Here is a 15,689-nt window from a genome sequence, read left to right on the forward strand (position 1 = left end):
CCGGCCGACTAGGCTGCGAACATGCCAGGAACGGTCGGACGGGTCCCCTCGCCAGCGACTCCGGGCCCGGACGCACCCACCGGGCCCGGCCCGGCTGTCGGCCTGCTGGCCCACGACTGGGCCGACACCCCGCTGGGCCCACCCGACGAGTGGGACGTCGCGGTGCGGGCCGTGGGGGAGATGATCCTCGCCTCGCCGATGCCGATGGCCCTGGCGTACGGCGACGATTTCGTCCTGCTCTACAACGCCGGTTACGCCGAGTTGCTGGGCAGCAAACACCCGAGCGCCTTCGGCCGCCCGGCCGCCGAGGTGTTCGCGGAGATCTGGGCCCTGCCCGGCGTCGGTGCGGTGATCGAGCGCTGCTACCGGCAGGGCGTGCCCTTCCTGGAGAAGGAGTCCACCCTGCCACTGGTGCGTGGGCACTCCGCGACTGTGGAACAGGCGGTCTTCACCAGGGGTTACTCGCCGGTCCGCGACAGCGCCGGGCAGATCGTCGGCGTGTTGACGGTGGCGGCCGAGACCACCCACGTCACCGGGCAGTTGCAGAGCCTCAGCGAGGTGGCCGCCGCGCTCGCCGGCACCCTCACCCTCGACGACGTGGCCCGGGTGGCGCTGCGGTACGCGATCACCACGTTCGACCCCGACCAGGCCGCGTTCGCTGTCGACGAGGGCGGCGGCGGCTGGCGCATGGTGCGTCGGGTCCGTGGCGAGTTGCTGGACGAGGCCGACGAGCGACTTCCCCCGCTCTGGCGGCGCGCGCCGGCGGACTGGCCGGCCCCCGTGGTGCAGGCGGCCCGCTCCGGCGGCCCGTCGTTCACCGGCGACGGGCAACCGCTGCGCGACACCGCCGTGGACCGCCACGACCAGAAGATCCGCGCGATGGCGGCCCTGCCGCTGGGCACCTCGGTGGTTCGCGGCGGGCTGGCGGTCGGCTACCAGGTTCCGCACACCTGGTCACCGGCCGAGCGGGCGCTGCTGGCCGCCTCGGCCGAGCTGATCGGTCAGGCCGCGGAGCGGGCCCGCCGGTTCGAGACCCAGCACGGCACGGCCCAACTGTTGCAGCGCAGCATGTTGCCGGAGCACCTGCCGGATCTGCCTCGGCTGCGGATCGCGGCCCGCTACGACCCGGGCGTGGACGGCAACGCGGCCGGCGGCGACTTCTACGACGCGTTCCTGCTGCCCAACGGCTCGCTCGGCGTGGTGCTGGGCGACGTCGCCGGGCACGACGTGCAGGCCGCCGCGCGGATGGGCCAGGTCCGGGCCGCGCTGCGCGCCCTGGCCCTGGCCGACCCGGCGCCCGACGTGGTCCTGGCCGGCCTGGACCGGCTGGTGACCAGCCTCGGCGCGGAGGCCGGCACCCACGAGCTGTTCGTGACGGTGGCGTTCGGGGTGATCGACGCGGAGCGGCGGGAGCTGACGCTGTCCAGCGCCGGTCATCCCGCCCCGCTGATCCGCCGCGGCGATCCGGACGGCCGGTTCCACGCCGAGTACGTCGACGTGCCCGCCGGGCCGCCGCTGGGGCTGGGCGGTCGGCCGGGCACCACGACCGTGGCGTTCCGTCCCGGTGACACTCTGCTGCTGTTCAGCGACGGGGTGGTGGAGCGTCGCCGGCAGAGCCTGACCGTCGGGCTGACCACGCTGAGCGACGCCGTCGCCAAGGCCGGCAGTGGTGACCCGCGCGCGCTCTGCGCGGTGGCCACCGCTGCCCTCCCCGGTGGCACCGAGGACGACGTGGCCGTCCTGGCTGTCGAACACGCCCTCAAGCCGAGTCGTTCGGCGAGCATGGAGGTGCCGGCCGAACCGACCGCGCCCAGCCGGGTGCGGCACTGGCTGACCGGCCAGCTCACCGAGTGGCAGGTGCCCGAGTCGGTGATCGGGGCGGCGGTGCTCTGCACCAGCGAGCTGACCACCAACGCGTTGCTGCACGCCGGCACTGCCGCCCGGGTGGAGATCGACCTCAGCGCCGAGCGGTTGCTCGTCTCGGTCGCCGACTCCGGCACCCGGGGCACCGTGACCCGGGCCCGTACCGACACGTTGAGCAGTCGTGGCCGCGGCCTCGGCCTGATCGAGGAGCTCAGCGACGCCTGGGGCACCGACCCGTCGGTGCGCGGTTCCACCGTCTGGTTCGAGATCCTCACGCCGCAGCCCTGAGACCAGCCCCGGGAGGGGCAGGAGGACGCCCATGGCCACCGATCGCCTCGCCGGAGTCCTCTTCGATGTCGACGGCACCCTGGTCGACACCACCTACCTGCACACGGTGAGCTGGTGGGAGGCGTTACGGCAGACCGACCAGCCGGTGCCGATGGCGGTGGTGCACCGCTCGATCGGGATGGGTTCGGACAAACTCCTCGACCACCTCCTCGGCCCGGAGCGGGACCGCGACGCCGACCAGAAGCTGCGCGACGCGCACGACACCCTCTACGCCGAGTACTGGGAACGGCTCACGCCGCTGCCCCGGGCGGCCGACCTGTTGCGGGCCTGCGCCGAGCGGGGGTTGCGGGTGGTGCTGGCCACCTCCGCCGCCGAGCACGAGGTGACGGCGTTGCGCCGGGCGCTGAACGCCGACGACGTGGTGGACACCGTCACCTCCTCGGCGGACGCGCGGGAGAGCAAGCCGGCACCAGACATTCTGGAGGCGGCGCTGGCGCAGTCCGGGTTGACCGCCGAGCGGGTGGTCTTCGTCGGCGACTCGGTCTGGGACGTCGCCGCGGCCGGCAAGTTGAACATCCCCTGTGTCGGGTTGACCTGCGGCGGCACCAGCCGCGGCGAGCTGGCCGGCGCGGGTGCCGTGGCGGTGTACGACGACCCGGCCGCGCTGCTGTCCGAACTGGCGGACTCGCCGCTCACCCGACCCCGGTGAGGATCGTTCCGGTTCACCGGCACCGACGCGCATAGCCGGAGCCCTTGCGGGGCAAGGTGTGTCACCACCTGCCCGCGCCTCGCGGGTGCGGCGGAGGGGTGGTGCCGTGGAGCCAGTTGATGTGGCGTTCGCGCTGGTGGGTGTGGGCGCTCTGCTCGCGGGCGTCCTGCCGCGGGTGCTGGAGCGCCGCCCACTGTCCATGCCGATCGCCTTTCTCGCCCTGGGCATGCTGGTGTTCCTGCTGCCTGTCGGGCTGCCGTCACCGGACCCGCTGGCCCACCCGGAGCTGGCCACCCACCTCACCGAGATCGGGGTGATCGTCGCGCTGATGGGCGCCGGCTTGAAGATCGACCGGCCGTTGAGTTGGCGGCGGTGGTCGTCCACCTGGCGGCTGCTGGTGATCGCGATGCCGCTGTGCATCGCGGCGGTGGCGGTGCTCGGCTGGTGGTGGGCGGGGCTGATGCCGGCCGCCGCGCTGCTGCTGGGTGCCGCGCTGGCCCCCACCGATCCGGTGCTCGCCGCCGATGTGCAGGTCGGCGAGCCGACCGACGTGGAGGATTCCGAGGACGAGGTCCGCTTCGCGTTGACCTCCGAGGCCGGCCTCAACGACGGTCTGGCGTTCCCGTTCGTATACGCCGCCATCGCCATCGCCTCGACCAGTCTCGCCCCGGGTGACTGGTTGGCCGAATGGTTCACGGTGGACGTCCTCTGGAAGGTCGGCATCGGCGTCGGCGGTGGGCTGCTGATCGGCTGGCTGCTCGGCAAGCTGTTCTTCCGCGCGCCCAGCGAGCTGCGGTTGGCCCGGCACGCCGAGGGCTTTTTGGCGCTGGCTGCCACGTTTCTGGCGTACGGGCTGGTGGAGGTGGTCGGTGGGTACGGCTTCCTGGCGGTGTTCGTGGCCGCCCGGGCGATCCGGGCCGCCGAGCGGACCCACGAGTTCCACTCGGTCCTGCACGACTTCGCCGAGCAGGTCGAACGGCTGCTCACCCTGGTGCTGTTGCTGCTGCTGGGCGGCGCGATCGTGGGTGGTCTGCTGGGCCCGCTGACCTGGCCGGCGGCCGCCGTCGGGCTGGCCCTGGTGTTCCTGGTGCGGCCGCTGATCGGCTGGTTGTCGCTGCGCGGCGCCCCGGGACGCCCGGCCGAGCACTGGGTCATCTCGTTGTTCGGCATTCGTGGCGTCGGCTCGTTCTACTACCTCGCGTACGCCACCACCAAGGCCGACTTCCCGCAGGCCGAGCTGCTCTGGGCGACCGTCGGGCTGGTGGTGCTCGTCTCCGTCGTGGTGCACGGCGTGACGGCGACCCCGGTCATGCAACTGCTCGACCGGGAGGGAGAGCGGACCTCCGACCCGGCCGAGCGGGACGCCGACGCCCGGCCGGTCGCCGCGGCCGGGCACGCCTGAGCAGGCACCTCAGGCCCGCCGCCCACGCCGGCTCAGCCCAGCCTGAGCGCTGCTTCAGCCCAGCCGGGCGGCCAGCGCGCGGCCGAGGTCCCGGCCGGAGCGCCAGGCGCTCTGCACCCGGGGCTTGCCGAACGCGTCACCGGCCAGGCCGATCCCGTCGGCGTCGAGGTGGTAGGTGGCGTCGGCGGTGGCGTGGGTCGGCTTCGCGTACGTCCAGCGGTGCACGTGCACGTCGACGGCCTGTTCGGGCAGCCCGAGCAGGTCCCGGACGGCCTGCTCGATCGCCGGCCCGGCCCCGGTGGGTTGGGCCAAATGCCCGGCCGCGAACTCCGGCACCGTGTGCGCGACCAGCACCGGCGCGCCGTCACCTCGTCGGTCGCCGTCGTCGCAGACAAGGTTGAGGACCGGGTGCTCGTTGACGAACGCCCCCCGGAAGTCCGGCCAGCGCCGGTGCGGGAACCGCAGCACCGCGGCCAGGGTCGGCGACCACCGCTGCGCCTGCACCACCCGGGTGGCGTCGGTCAGGGCCGGGTCGAGCAGCAGGGCGGCCTGCGGGCCCGGCATGGCCAGGACGACCGCCGCGCACGACTCGCCGTCCACGACCGGGCCGGGCTCCACGCCGAGCACCAACCGGTCGACGGTCACCGGCACCGCGCCGGCCAGGTGCTCGACCAGCGACCGCAGCCCACCGGGGGCGGCGAAGCGCATCGGCCCGGTCACCTCGTGGTTCCCGCTCCGGTCGTACGCCCGGAAGGTGTCGGTCCACTCGCGGACCAGCCCGGCGGCGCGCCACCGCTCGACCAGTGCGACGAAGTCCGGGTCGGTGGCGGTGAAGTAGGCGGCGCCGATGTCCGCAGGACGCCCCTGGAAGCGTTTGCTGGCCATCCGGCCGCCGCGGACGTGCCCCCGCTCCCTGACCCGCACGGGCACCCGGGCCCGGGTCAACTCGACAGCACAGGCCACCCCGGCGATGCCCGCCCCGACCACCACGACGCCCGACCGGTCCATCCGATGATCGTAGGCGGTGACCGACGGGCATGAACCACGACGATCGGGGTACTGGCACACCTGTTCGAAGAAAGGGTGATGATGATGACCGACCGCCGTAGCGAGGCCGACCAGAACGCCGCGATCAAGGACCCGGACGAGTGGGTCACCGGCGACGAACCGCCAACCGCCGCCCAGGAGTCCTACCTGAGCACGCTGGCCCGGGAGGCCCATGCCGACCTCCCGGACGACCTGACCAAGGCCGAGGCGTCCAAGCGCATCGACGAACTCCAGGCCGAGACGGGCCGGGGCCGGTAACCGGGGCGGTCAGGGGCGGGGCAGCGGGTGGAGCTGCACCTCGCTCAGCTCGCCCCTGTGCACGGTGGCCGTCAGGTAGGTGGCCTGGGGTTGGGCGCGGCGGTCGGTGGGTGAGCCCGGGTTGAGCAGGCGCAGCCCACCGGGCGCCACGCTGTCCCAGGGGATGTGCGAATGCCCGAAGACCAGCAGATCGATGTCGGGAAAGCGGGCCGCGCACCGCTTCTCCCGGCCGGTCCGTGGCCCGGTCTCGTGCACCACCGCGACCCGCAGACCGTCGAGCTCGACCCGGGCCACCTCGGGCAGCCGGGCGCGCAGCGCCGGGCCGTCGTTGTTGCCGTACACCCCGATCAGTCGGCGCGAGCGCGCGGTCATGGCGTCGAGCAGTGTCTCGTCCACCCAGTCACCGGCGTGCACCACCACGTCGGCCGCCTCGATGGCCGCCCAGAGGGGACCGGGTAGGTCCCGGGCCCGCTTCGGTACGTGGGTGTCCGCCGTGAGCACCAGCCGCATACCCGCATTGTCCCCCGGGCCCTGACCGTCCACCCGGCGACACGGACGCACCGGCGCCACCAGGAGCGCCGGGCGGCAGCAGCGACAGACCGGTGACGGCGCGGCTCAGCGGTCCACCGGGGAGAAGTACGCCGGGGGCATGCCGGTCTGCCGCACCGTCGGGTCCCGCTCGACGTCGGTCAGCACACCGGCCGCGTTGATCAGGCCGATGTGCGAGAACGCCTGGGGGAAGTTGCCCAGCTGCTCCCCGGTCAACGGGTCGATCTGCTCGGCGAACAGGCCGAGGTCGTTGACCCGCTCCGCCAGCCGCCGGAACAACTCGTGCGCCCGGTCCCGCTCACCGGCCAGCGCCAGGCAGCACACCAGCCAGAACGAGCAGATCAGAAACCCCGCCGGGTCGCCGTCCCAGCGCCGCAGCAGGCCGTCGTGGGACAGCCGCCGCTCCACCGCGCGGATCGTCGAGCGCATCCGCGGGTCGTCGGCCCGCAGAAACCCGACCAGCGGCATCACCAACACCGACGCGTCCAGGTCGTCGGTCTCGAAACTCCCGGTGTACGACTGGAGCCGCTCGTTCCAGCCCCGCTCGAGCACCTCCGCGCGCACCGCGTCACGGGCGGCCGCCCAGCGGGCCACGTCCTGCGGCTCGCCGAGCGTGTCACCGAAGCGGACCGCCCGATCCAGGGCGACCCAGCACTGCACCTTCGAGGACACGTGGTGGTGCTGGATGCCACGCTCCTCCCACATGCCCGCGTCGGGCAACGACCAGTCCCGCTCGGCCTGGTCGGCGAGCACCCGGAGCACGTGCCGCACCTCCGGGTCGAACGGCTCCAGCTTGTCGCGCATCAACCAGGCGGCGTCCATCGCCTCGCCGAAGATGTCGGTCTGCCGCTGTTGCCACGCGTCGTTGCCGATCACCACCGGTGGGCTGTCGCGGTAGCCGCCGAGCTGTTCCAGTCGGTGCTCGGTGAGGTCCCGCTCCCCCAGCACCCCGTACATGATGGGCACCGGCCGGTCGTCGACGCGACCCATCGCCCGGCCCAACCAGGCGAACTGCCGCTGCACCTCGTCCAGGCACGCGGTCCGCCACAGCGCCCGCAGGGTCAGGCTGAAGTCCCGCACCCAGACGTAGCGGTAGTCGTAGTTGCGGTCCCCGCCGAGCTTCTCCGGCAGCGACGTGGTCACCGAGGCCACCACCGCGCCGCTGGGCCGGTACGTCATGCCCTGCACCACCAGCCGGCTGCGCCGCACCTGGTCGGCGTAGAGCCCGTCGTACGGGTGCTCGTCCGACCAGGAGCGCCAGCCGGCGACGGTGTCGGCGATGGTCTGGTCGGCATCCGGCACCTCGGGCAGCGGGGCGTCGTAGGTCGGGGCGTACCCGAGGGTGAAGGTGTGTTTCGTGCCGGCGCGGGCGGTGAACGTCCCGGTGGCCTCGCCGTCGCCGGCGGTCAACCGCACGCTGCCGCGCAGGGTGAGTCGGGCGGCCCCGGCGATGGCCTCCAGCATGTCCTCCCGCTCGATCAGGTACGCGACGGTGCGGCCGTACTCGAAGCGCGGCCGGTAGTGCACCCGCATCGGCACCGAACCGGACAGCCCCTCCACCGAACGGACCAGCACCTGCGGCGAGTGCAGGCCGATGTCGTGACCGCGCGAGCCGGGCTCGAAGGCCAGCGCGTCGGTGAGCGCGACTTCCCCCTTCGCGGTGCGGAAGACCGTTCGCAGGACCAGGGTGTCGTCGAGGTAGCTGCGGTCGACGCGGTAGTCGCCCTCGGGCTGGATGGACCAGTGCCCGGCGTTGTCGTCGAGCAGCCGCGCGAACACCGACGGGGCGTCGAACCGGCCCGGGCACCACCAGTTCACCGAGCCCGCGGGGTCCACCAGCGCCGCGCTGCGCCCGTCGGCGAGGAAACCGTAGTCGCTGATCTGTCCGCTCTCCACCTGACTGCCTACCCGGGCAGTCAGGTGGCATTCCCCTGCCGCCGGGACGGCGCCGGCCGCGTTACCGGTCGGCCTGGCGGGGAACCCGGGGAGCTGACGAGGGAGGATGCTCATGACGTCAGCTTCGGGGCCGGCCGCCGCCTGGCGGCCCGGCACACAGGGTGGCGACCTGCTTCCATCCGGGCCGGCCGGCCGCCTGTCGACACCGGCCGGGGACGGCCACGGGCCGCAGACCGGCCCGCCGACCGTGACGATCGGCTCGTACCCGGACTATCCGAGCGCGCAGCGGGTCGTCGACTATCTGGCCGACAACCGCTTTCCGGTGGAGCACAGCGCCATCGTCGGCACCAACCTCACCCTGGTGGAGACGGTGCTCGGGCGGATGACCACCGGTCGGGCCGCTCTGCTCGGCGCGGGCACCGGCGCCTGGTTCGGGCTCTTCATCGGCCTGTTGTTCGGCATCTTCACCGTCGGCAACTGGCTGGCGGTGATCCTGGTCGGGCTGGTCATCGGTGCGATCTGGGGTGCCGTGTTCGGCGCTGTCGCGCATGCCATGACGGGCGGGCAGCGGGACTTCACCTCGGCCAGCTCACTGCGGGCCGGCCAGTACGCGGTGACCGTCGACGCCCAGCTCGCCGACCAGGCGCGACAGCTGCTCGGTCGGATGCAGATGCCCGGTTCGGCGGCGAACGCCCGCTGAGCGAACGATCGACCGGCCGTCCCGGCAGCACGCCGGGGGCGGCCGGTCAGTCGTGGTACGCCATCTCGCCGGCGCGCAGTGGCACGTCGACCCGGTTCTCCGGGGGCGCCAGCGGGCAGGCCCAACGGTCGTCGTAGGCGCAGCTGGGGTTGTAGAGGTAGTTCGCGTCGAGCCGGACCCGGTCGCCGGGCAGCAGCTCGACACCCCGGCCGAAGGTGCCCTTCACCGTGTCGGTGAGGTACCGCCCACCCCCGTAGCTCTCCCGCCCGCAGGTGCCGTCGCGCAGCGGAACGAACAGCCCACCCCCGTACGCCTCGATCCACCAGAGGGTCAGCGACCCCCACGTCGTCTCGGCCACCGCGACCCGCCGGTACGCGACCACCCCGTCCGGGCCGCCGGTGTCGATGCGCAGCTCGCCGCTGGCCGGGCGCAGCGGCGCCTCGACCACGGCCTCGGGATTGGGTGGGAAGTAACGCACCCCGGGAAAGCCGGGCCGCTGCGCCACGGGGATCGGGCTCTGCGGGTGGGTGGCGAAGAGTTCGTCGCGGCCGGCCCGGAAGCCGATCAGGTCGACGTCGGACAGGTACAGCCGGGCGACCCGCTCCCGCCAGTCGGCCAACTCCAGATCATCCACAGCACCGAGCCTATGCCGTGCCGCAACGGCAGCTCAGCGCGGTGGCCAGTTGGTGAGCACGGCGTCGAGGGCGTCCAGGGCGCGCGACCACGAGTCGTCGGTGGGGCGCGGGGTGTGCCGGAACCCGCCGGTCCGCTCCAGGCTCACGAACCCGTGGAACGTGCTGTGCATCATCCGCACCGCGTCGGTCTGGTCGGGCTCGGAGAGTCGGTAGCCGCGCAGGATCGCCCGGGTCATCTCGGCGTGCCGGACGCCCGCGCTCGCGGCGGCGGTCTCCGGGTCGAGGTCGATCTGCATGGCGGCGTACCGGCCCGGGTGCTCGCGCGCATAGTCGCGGTACGCGTTGGCGAAGGCCACCAGCGCGTCCTTGCCGGCCCGGCCGGCGAGCGCGTCGGCGACCCGGTCGGCCAGCTCCGCCAGCGCCAGCAGAGCGATCCTGACCCGCAGCTCGTGCGCGTTCCTCAGGTGGAAGTACAGGCTGGCGTCCTTCACCCCGAACTGGCGGGCGAGCGCGGCGACAGTCACGTTCTCCACGCCCACCTCGTCGGCCAGCTCGGCTGCGGCCAGCGTCAGGCGCTCGGCGGTCACTCCGGCACGTGCCATCCAACACACCCCTCTAGTTTTTTGCCTAGGAGGACTAGGCTGGCACCTATGTTAGCCCCAACCGAGTCCGCCATCCGCGCGTCGTTCGTCAACACCACCCAGGGCGAGGCGAAGCGGCTGGCCCTACCACATGATCTTGACGCGCGATCCTGGAGCGACCTCGACTTCCTCGGCTGGCGGGACCCCGCCGCGCCGCAGCGGGCCTATCTCGTCACCGAGACCGACGGCGAGCTGGTCGGCGTCGCGCTGCGGGTCGCACCGCAGCAGACCGGGCGGGTGCGACGCAGCATGTGCTCGCTCTGCCTGACCACGCACACCGGCGACGGCGTCTCGCTGATGACCGCGCGCAAGGCCGGTTCCGGCGGACGGCAGGGCAACTCGGTGGGCGTGTACGTCTGCTCCGACCTGGCCTGCTCGCTCTACCTGCGGGGCAAGAAGCACGCCGGGCCCCGCATGCACGAGACGCTGACAGTGGCGGAGAAGATCGACCGCACCACTGCCACCCTCACGGCGTTCCTCCGCAAGGTCACCGAGTGACGGTTTCGCGCCGACGGCGGTCGCCCGTCCCCGGTTAGCGGTCGGCGGCCGTCCGTCCCGGTTAGCGGTCGGTGGCGAGGCGGGCGTGCAGGTGCTCGTCGTAGCGGCGGCCGTCGCCGTACCGGTACGACTCGCGCAGGGTCCCCTCGGCCGGGTAGCCGGCCCGCTCCGCGACCCGGCAGGACGCCGGGTTGGCCACCGCGTGGCAGAGCTCCACCCGGTGTAGCCCGAGGTCCGCGAACGCCCAGTCGGTGAGCCGGACGACGGCGCGCAGCGCCACGTGACGCCCGCGCGCCGCCGGCGTCGTCCAGTAGCCGATGGAGGCGTCGCCGTGCCGGATGTGGTGCAGCGACACCGAACCCAGCAGGCCGCCGTCGACCGCCGAGGTCACCGCCAGGGAGGCGTGGTCCCCGGCGGACCAGTCGGCGCGGCGGCGCACCCAGAGCAGCGCCACCTCGTCGTCGATCAGGCCGTCACCCTGCGGGTTCCACTGGGCGATGGCCGGGTCACGAAGGGCGTCGCGCACCGCCGGAGCGTCCTCGTCCCGCCAGGGCCGCAGCAACAGCTCGCCGGCAGCGAGTTCCACGTGTTCCACGAGGCCGGAGTCTGGCACACCGCACGGCCTTCGCGCCGCCGGATTACCCCACCTTTACTTCAAAACTGCACGAGCCACCCGTGGGACGCGAGGAAAGTGACCCAGACAACGCCCAACCGCAGTAGTTAAATTTTGAAGTAGTGCTATCGTCGTGGGCATGACCGAGAGCCTGGACAGCACCCGAGAGGCCGCCTGGCGCGCCTACATCGAGGCCAGCCAGCGTCTCTACACCCAGTTGGAAGAGGAGCTGCGGGCCGACTGCGACCTCAGCTTCGCCGACTACCACGTGCTGGTCCTGCTCTCCGAGGCACCGGCGCAGCGGCTCCGGATGGGCGAGCTGGCCAGCCGGTTGATCTTCTCGCCCAGCCGCCTCACCTATCAGGTCTCCTCCATGCAGCGTCGTGGCCTGGTCAGCAAGGAGCCCTGCCCGGACGACCGGCGCGGCAGCGAGGCGGTGCTCACCGCGGCCGGGCTGCTCGCGCTACGGGAAGCCGCACCCCACCATCTGGCGTCGGTGCGCACCCATCTGATGGACGACCTCGACGACGCCGAGGTCGCCTGCCTCACCCGGGTCTTCGATCGGCTCGGCGAGCGCCTGCGGGCATCGCGGGACGGCTCGACCACCCCTGCCCCACGTTAGGAGCCTTCGACATGCCCGCGATCACCGTTGACAATGTTCTCGTCCTGCCCCGCCTGCCTCGACTCGACGAGGCCACCACGATCCGACCGGTCCGCACGGTGACCACCGCGCCCAGCGGCTTCGAGGGTGAGGGCTTCCCGGTCCGCCGTGCCTTCGCCGGGGTGTCGACCGCCGACCTGGACCCGTTCATCCACCTCGACCAGATGGGCGAGGTCGACTACGCGCCGGGCGAGCCCAAGGGAACACCGTGGCACCCGCACCGCGGCTTCGAAACCGTCACGTACATCATCGACGGCGTCTTCGACCACCAGGACTCCAACGGCGGTGGCGGCACCATCACCGACGGCGACACCCAGTGGATGACGGCGGGCAGCGGCCTGCTGCACATCGAGGCCCCACCGGAGCACCTGGTGGTCAGCGGCGGGCTCTTCCACGGCACCCAACTGTGGGTCAACCTGCCCCGCTCGGCCAAGATGAACCCGCCCCGCTACCAGGACATCCGGGGGCGCGAGTCGGCGCTGCTCACCACGCCTGACGGCGGCGCGCTGATCCGGGTCATCGCCGGCGAGGTCGCCGGGCACCGCGGCCCGGGTTCGACCTTCACCCCGATCACCATCACGCACGTCACCGTGCAGCCGGGCGCGCAGGTCGACCTGCCCTGGCGCCCCGACTTCAACGCCCTGGTGTACGTGCTGGGCGGTCGCGGCACCGTCGGCGCCGACCGGCGGCCGGTGCGTACCGGCCAGCTCGCGGTGCACGGCCCGGGTGACGCGCTGCGGTTCGGCGCCAACACCACGCAGGACAGCAACACCCCGGCGCTGGACCTCTACATCATGGGTGGTCAGCCGATCCGGGAGCCGGTGGCACAGTACGGCCCGTTCGTGATGAACACCCGCGACGAGCTGCTCAAGGCGTTCGAGGACTTCCAGGCCGGCCGCCTCGGCGTTATCCCCACCGAGCGGCTCCCGCACACCGGCGGCCAGGGCGCCCGGCCCTGACCACGATCGACCACTGAGATCGGCGCCGACGCCTCCGGTTCACCCCGGGGGCGTCGGCGCCGCCTCAGGAGACCGCAAAAATCCCGGCGACACCCAGAATCACCATCACCAACACCGCTACCAGCGCACCCCGCTCGCTCTCCACCGCCGGCTCGCGGTTCTCGGTCATGGGGTTCGTCGTGTCGCGGGGCATCGTGTGGCCTCCTCGGCTGTTGTCGCGTCACTTGCGATGGCGTTGGCCAGGTCACCGCTCGGTTCGCCTGGCGTGCGGACCCGCGGCGGGGGTCCTACCGTGAGGACGTTGCCGACCTCCAGGAGGGCTGGACGGTGCCGTTGCAGGACTGGTTTCTCACCGCTGAGGAACGCGCCAACCCGGTCTCTGGCATACCCGTGTGGACCACGGGAAACCTCGCTGAGCCGTTGATTCACGGTGCCGCCTACTTCGACCGGCTGGTCGACGAGGTCGAGGCGCTGGGCGCCGGGGACCACCTGTTCTTCACCGACTGGCGGGGTGACCCGGACCAGCGGCTGCGCCCGGACGGCCCGACCGTGGCCCAGCTCTTCGCGCAGGCCGCCCAACGCGGCGTGGTGGTCAAGGGGTTGATCTGGCGGTCGCACCTCGATGTCCTGGCGTACAGCGAGGCGGAGAACCGCGACCTCAGCGAGACGATCTCGGCCGCCGGCGGGGAGGTGCTGCTGGACCAACGGGTCCGGCGCGGCGGCTCGCACCACCAGAAGCTCGTGGTGCTGCGACACCCGGGCGCACCCGAGCGGGACATCGCCTTTGCCGGCGGGATCGACCTGTGCCACAGCCGCCGCGATGACGCCGCGCACCACGGGGATCCGCAGCCGGTGCAGATGTCCCAGCGGTACGGGCCCAATCCGCCCTGGCACGACGTGCAGCTCGCGGTGCGCGGTCCGGTGGTCGGCGCGTTGGACACCCTGTTCCGGGAACGCTGGACCGACCCGATGCCGCTGGACTCGGAGAACCCGATGGCCTACCTGCGGGATCGGCTGCGCGGCTCGGACCTGCGCCCCGACCCGCTGCCCGAGCAGCCGGCGGATCCGCCGCCCTGCGGTCCGCACCAGATCCAGGTGCTGCGCACCTATCCGGCCGTCCGTCCCCGTTACTCGTTCGCACCGGACGGGGAGCGGACCGTGGCCCGGGGTTACACCAAGGCGGTCCGTCGTGCCCGCCGACTCATCTACCTGGAGGACCAGTACCTCTGGTCGGCCGAGGTCGCCGACCTGTTCGCGCACGCGCTGCGGGACAACCCGGAACTGCACCTGATCGCCGTCGTTCCCCGCCACCCGGACGTGGACGGCAAACTGGCGTTGCCACCGAACATGGTCGGGCGCGAGCAGGCGCTGTCGCTGTGTGAACGGGCCGCACCGGACCGGGTGCACGTGTTCGACGTGGAGAACCAGGCCGGCGGCCCGGTCTACGTCCACGCGAAGGTGTGTGTGGTCGACGACGTGTGGGCCAGTGTCGGCAGCGACAACTTCAACCGGCGGTCCTGGACGCACGACAGTGAGTTGTCCTGTGCGGTGCTCGACGAGACGCCGGACCAGCGGGAGCCCACCGACCCGGCGGGGCGGGGCGACGGCGCGCGCAGCTTCGCCCGGGACCTGCGACTGCGGCTGTGGCGCGAGCACCTGGACCGTGACCCGGACGGCCGGGACGACGCGGACCTGCTGGACCCGGCGGACGCCGTCGCGGCTGTCACCGCCGCCGCCGACGCGCTACAGCAGTGGTACGACGACGGCCAGGTGGGTGACCGGCCGCCCGGGCGACTGCGCCCGCACCGCCCCGAACGGCTGCCGTGGTACACCAGGGCGTGGGCGCTGCCGATGTACCGGTTGGTCTACGACCCGGACGGCAGGCCGCTGCGCGCGAGACTGGCCGGCACCTGGTGAAGCGGCCGGGTGGGCTCGGGCGCGGGGGCCCGGTACACGTTCAACCCACCGGGGTAGGCGAACGACGAGCGGGGTGAGTAGTAGCCGAAGCCGATGGTCAGCGGGTTGGCCGGGCGCAGCGCGTACATCGGGTGGCCGCGCTGGAGGAACTCCACCGACTCGATCTCGAACGGGGCGACCGGCTCGGCGACGAACGGGTAGGCCGAGCTGAGCAGTTGGCCGTCGCGTCGGGTGAAGTAGCGGTGGTGCCCGCTGCTGATCGCGTGCCCGGTCTCCCCCACCCGGCACCGCGCCTGGATCACCGTCGTGCCGTCGATCTCCGTCTCGGCGAGCAGGTCCTCTCCGGTCACCTCGATCCGGGTGCGCCCGGCGAACACCGGCGCGCCGCGGGCGACGGCGTACTCACGGACCAGTCGGCTGGAGGCCACGTAGTGGGTCCACCAGCCACCCGCGTTGAGGCCGCCGGGCGCGTCGACGCCCAGCAGCGAGACACCGAGGTAGGTCAGCGAGTACGCGCCGAAGCCGGAGGTCTGCGTCTCGTCGTCGACGACGTACTGATTGAGGAAGACCTGCCGGTCGGGGCGGGGGCTGAGCCCCGGCGGGACCAGGGCGGCGACGGCGTCGGGATCCGCCGGCAGCCAGCTGAAGTAGAGGGTGCGGCTGTTCACGACGAGCTGGGGAGCGGTTGGATCGAGCACGGTGCCTCCGAACCGGGTGTGTACAGGCGACGCTACGGCCGGTCCCGCCAGCGGGACAAGGACGGATAGTCGACACTCCGGCCGACTTGTCGGATTTCGTGTTGACCAGTCGCCGAGGCCCGGGGGCCGATCGGTGGAGCCGGTCGGACGACCGGGCAGCGCTTCTGCGGCGAGAAAGCGGGTAAGGCTCCTCACAGCGACCTCAACTTCCCGCCTGTTTGCCTGTTTTGTTACTCGACATCCCTTAAGTACATCAACCTTTCGGCTAGATTTCGGGGAGACGATCAGGTTAAGGTGACTCCCGAACGGCCCATTGGAACTTAAACCAAAGCGTCACGTCTCTTTGTCCGTGGAC

17 protein-coding genes are annotated in these 15,689 nt (G+C 72.3%); 9 read left to right on the forward strand and 8 right to left on the reverse strand.

All coding sequences use genetic code 11. The annotated features are described in order from the left end of the window. The first annotated feature begins 21 nt into the window (after positions 1-21). From AB0C03_RS21500 to AB0C03_RS21510, 3 genes are all read left to right on the forward strand, one after another. Positions 22-2,151: an ATP-binding SpoIIE family protein phosphatase gene (locus tag AB0C03_RS21500; protein WP_210860688.1), complete on the forward strand. Its 2,130-nt coding sequence runs from the start codon at positions 22-24 to the stop codon at positions 2,149-2,151. Positions 2,152-2,182: 31 nt separating this feature from the next. Then, a complete protein-coding gene (locus AB0C03_RS21505; protein ID WP_210860687.1) occupies positions 2,183-2,860 on the forward strand; it encodes an HAD family hydrolase in 678 nt (225 codons plus the stop codon). A gap of 106 nt (positions 2,861-2,966) precedes the next feature. Continuing rightward, on the forward strand, positions 2,967-4,262 hold the full coding sequence (locus AB0C03_RS21510; RefSeq protein WP_357638534.1) for a cation:proton antiporter domain-containing protein: 1,296 nt from the start codon (positions 2,967-2,969) through the stop codon (positions 4,260-4,262). A gap of 54 nt (positions 4,263-4,316) precedes the next feature. Here AB0C03_RS21510 and AB0C03_RS21515 read toward each other — a convergent pair whose 3' ends face one another. Further along, positions 4,317-5,270 (reverse strand): NAD(P)/FAD-dependent oxidoreductase, encoded by a 954-nt coding sequence (locus tag AB0C03_RS21515; protein WP_357638536.1) that lies wholly within the window; start codon positions 5,268-5,270, stop codon positions 4,317-4,319. A gap of 84 nt (positions 5,271-5,354) precedes the next feature. On the opposite strand from AB0C03_RS21515, the gene AB0C03_RS21520 reads away from it, so the two are divergent. Beyond that, on the forward strand, positions 5,355-5,567 hold the full coding sequence (locus tag AB0C03_RS21520; RefSeq protein WP_030335005.1) for a DUF3072 domain-containing protein: 213 nt from the start codon (positions 5,355-5,357) through the stop codon (positions 5,565-5,567). Positions 5,568-5,576: 9 nt separating this feature from the next. Here the strand turns inward: AB0C03_RS21520 and AB0C03_RS21525 are convergent, their stop codons facing one another. Beyond that, on the reverse strand, positions 5,577-6,077 hold the full coding sequence (locus AB0C03_RS21525) for a metallophosphoesterase family protein (RefSeq protein WP_210865539.1): 501 nt from the start codon (positions 6,075-6,077) through the stop codon (positions 5,577-5,579). Positions 6,078-6,182: 105 nt separating this feature from the next. Then, the gene (locus tag AB0C03_RS21530) at positions 6,183-8,012 is read right to left on the reverse strand and encodes a glycoside hydrolase family 15 protein (protein ID WP_357638538.1); all 1,830 of its coding nucleotides are present in this window, start codon (positions 8,010-8,012) and stop codon (positions 6,183-6,185) included. A gap of 112 nt (positions 8,013-8,124) precedes the next feature. On the opposite strand from AB0C03_RS21530, the gene AB0C03_RS21535 reads away from it, so the two are divergent. Then, positions 8,125-8,712, forward strand: coding sequence for a YflT domain-containing protein (locus AB0C03_RS21535; RefSeq protein ID WP_030335011.1), 588 nt, complete (start codon positions 8,125-8,127; stop codon positions 8,710-8,712). Positions 8,713-8,758: 46 nt separating this feature from the next. Here the strand turns inward: AB0C03_RS21535 and AB0C03_RS21540 are convergent, their stop codons facing one another. Together AB0C03_RS21540 and AB0C03_RS21545 are read right to left on the reverse strand one after the other, a co-directional pair. Further along, a complete protein-coding gene (locus tag AB0C03_RS21540; protein WP_030335013.1) occupies positions 8,759-9,346 on the reverse strand; it encodes a DUF1684 domain-containing protein in 588 nt (195 codons plus the stop codon). Between the two features lie 33 nt (positions 9,347-9,379). Further along, positions 9,380-9,949, reverse strand: a complete 570-nt coding sequence (locus AB0C03_RS21545; RefSeq protein WP_030335014.1) for a TetR/AcrR family transcriptional regulator — start codon at positions 9,947-9,949, stop codon at positions 9,380-9,382. A gap of 48 nt (positions 9,950-9,997) precedes the next feature. Here AB0C03_RS21545 and AB0C03_RS21550 point away from each other — a divergent pair, with 48 nt between their 5' ends. Continuing rightward, positions 9,998-10,486, forward strand: a complete 489-nt coding sequence (locus tag AB0C03_RS21550) for an FBP domain-containing protein (RefSeq protein WP_030335017.1) — start codon at positions 9,998-10,000, stop codon at positions 10,484-10,486. A 61-nt stretch (positions 10,487-10,547) separates the two neighbouring features. Here the strand turns inward: AB0C03_RS21550 and AB0C03_RS21555 are convergent, their stop codons facing one another. Then, positions 10,548-11,081 (reverse strand): GNAT family N-acetyltransferase, encoded by a 534-nt coding sequence (locus tag AB0C03_RS21555; protein ID WP_030335019.1) that lies wholly within the window; start codon positions 11,079-11,081, stop codon positions 10,548-10,550. Between the two features lie 157 nt (positions 11,082-11,238). Between AB0C03_RS21555 and AB0C03_RS21560 the strand changes: the two genes are divergently transcribed. Further along, entirely contained in the window at positions 11,239-11,721 is a 483-nt protein-coding gene (locus AB0C03_RS21560) for a MarR family winged helix-turn-helix transcriptional regulator (protein ID WP_030335021.1), read from the forward strand. Between the two features lie 11 nt (positions 11,722-11,732). After that, on the forward strand, positions 11,733-12,719 hold the full coding sequence (locus AB0C03_RS21565; RefSeq protein ID WP_030335023.1) for a pirin family protein: 987 nt from the start codon (positions 11,733-11,735) through the stop codon (positions 12,717-12,719). 64 nt (positions 12,720-12,783) lie between these two features. On the opposite strand, the gene AB0C03_RS21570 is transcribed toward AB0C03_RS21565, so the two are convergent. Continuing rightward, the gene (locus tag AB0C03_RS21570) at positions 12,784-12,912 is read right to left on the reverse strand and encodes a hypothetical protein (RefSeq protein ID WP_256443318.1); all 129 of its coding nucleotides are present in this window, start codon (positions 12,910-12,912) and stop codon (positions 12,784-12,786) included. Between the two features lie 134 nt (positions 12,913-13,046). Here AB0C03_RS21570 and AB0C03_RS21575 point away from each other — a divergent pair, with 134 nt between their 5' ends. After that, positions 13,047-14,636: a phospholipase D family protein gene (locus AB0C03_RS21575; protein WP_030335024.1), complete on the forward strand. Its 1,590-nt coding sequence runs from the start codon at positions 13,047-13,049 to the stop codon at positions 14,634-14,636. Here the strand turns inward: AB0C03_RS21575 and AB0C03_RS21580 are convergent. Further along, positions 14,585-15,334 carry an acetoacetate decarboxylase family protein gene (locus AB0C03_RS21580; protein ID WP_030335025.1) on the reverse strand — a complete coding sequence of 250 codons (750 nt, stop codon included), beginning with the start codon at positions 15,332-15,334 and terminating at the stop codon, positions 14,585-14,587. The genes AB0C03_RS21575 and AB0C03_RS21580 overlap by 52 nt on opposite strands. Positions 15,335-15,689: the final 355 nt, after the last annotated feature.

This window comes from Micromonospora parva (assembly GCF_040649675.1).
Taxonomy (GTDB): Bacteria; Actinomycetota; Actinomycetes; order Mycobacteriales; family Micromonosporaceae; genus Micromonospora; species Micromonospora parva.

Bases quoted from the DNA above. Each gene is read 5' to 3' on its own strand.
- AB0C03_RS21500 (WP_210860688.1), top strand. From the start codon at position 22: ATGCCAGGAACGGTCGGACGGGTCCCCTCGCCAGCGACTCCGGGCCCG.
- AB0C03_RS21505 (WP_210860687.1), top strand. From the start codon at position 2,183: ATGGCCACCGATCGCCTCGCCGGAGTCCTCTTCGATGTCGACGGCACC.
- AB0C03_RS21515 (WP_357638536.1), bottom strand. From the start codon at position 5,270: ATGGACCGGTCGGGCGTCGTGGTGGTCGGGGCGGGCATCGCCGGGGTG.
- AB0C03_RS21520 (WP_030335005.1), top strand. From the start codon at position 5,355: ATGACCGACCGCCGTAGCGAGGCCGACCAGAACGCCGCGATCAAGGAC.
- AB0C03_RS21525 (WP_210865539.1), bottom strand. From the start codon at position 6,077: ATGCGGCTGGTGCTCACGGCGGACACCCACGTACCGAAGCGGGCCCGG.
- AB0C03_RS21535 (WP_030335011.1), top strand. From the start codon at position 8,125: ATGACGTCAGCTTCGGGGCCGGCCGCCGCCTGGCGGCCCGGCACACAG.
- AB0C03_RS21545 (WP_030335014.1), bottom strand. From the start codon at position 9,949: ATGGCACGTGCCGGAGTGACCGCCGAGCGCCTGACGCTGGCCGCAGCC.
- AB0C03_RS21550 (WP_030335017.1), top strand. From the start codon at position 9,998: ATGTTAGCCCCAACCGAGTCCGCCATCCGCGCGTCGTTCGTCAACACC.
- AB0C03_RS21560 (WP_030335021.1), top strand. From the start codon at position 11,239: ATGACCGAGAGCCTGGACAGCACCCGAGAGGCCGCCTGGCGCGCCTAC.
- AB0C03_RS21565 (WP_030335023.1), top strand. From the start codon at position 11,733: ATGCCCGCGATCACCGTTGACAATGTTCTCGTCCTGCCCCGCCTGCCT.
- AB0C03_RS21570 (WP_256443318.1), bottom strand. From the start codon at position 12,912: ATGCCCCGCGACACGACGAACCCCATGACCGAGAACCGCGAGCCGGCG.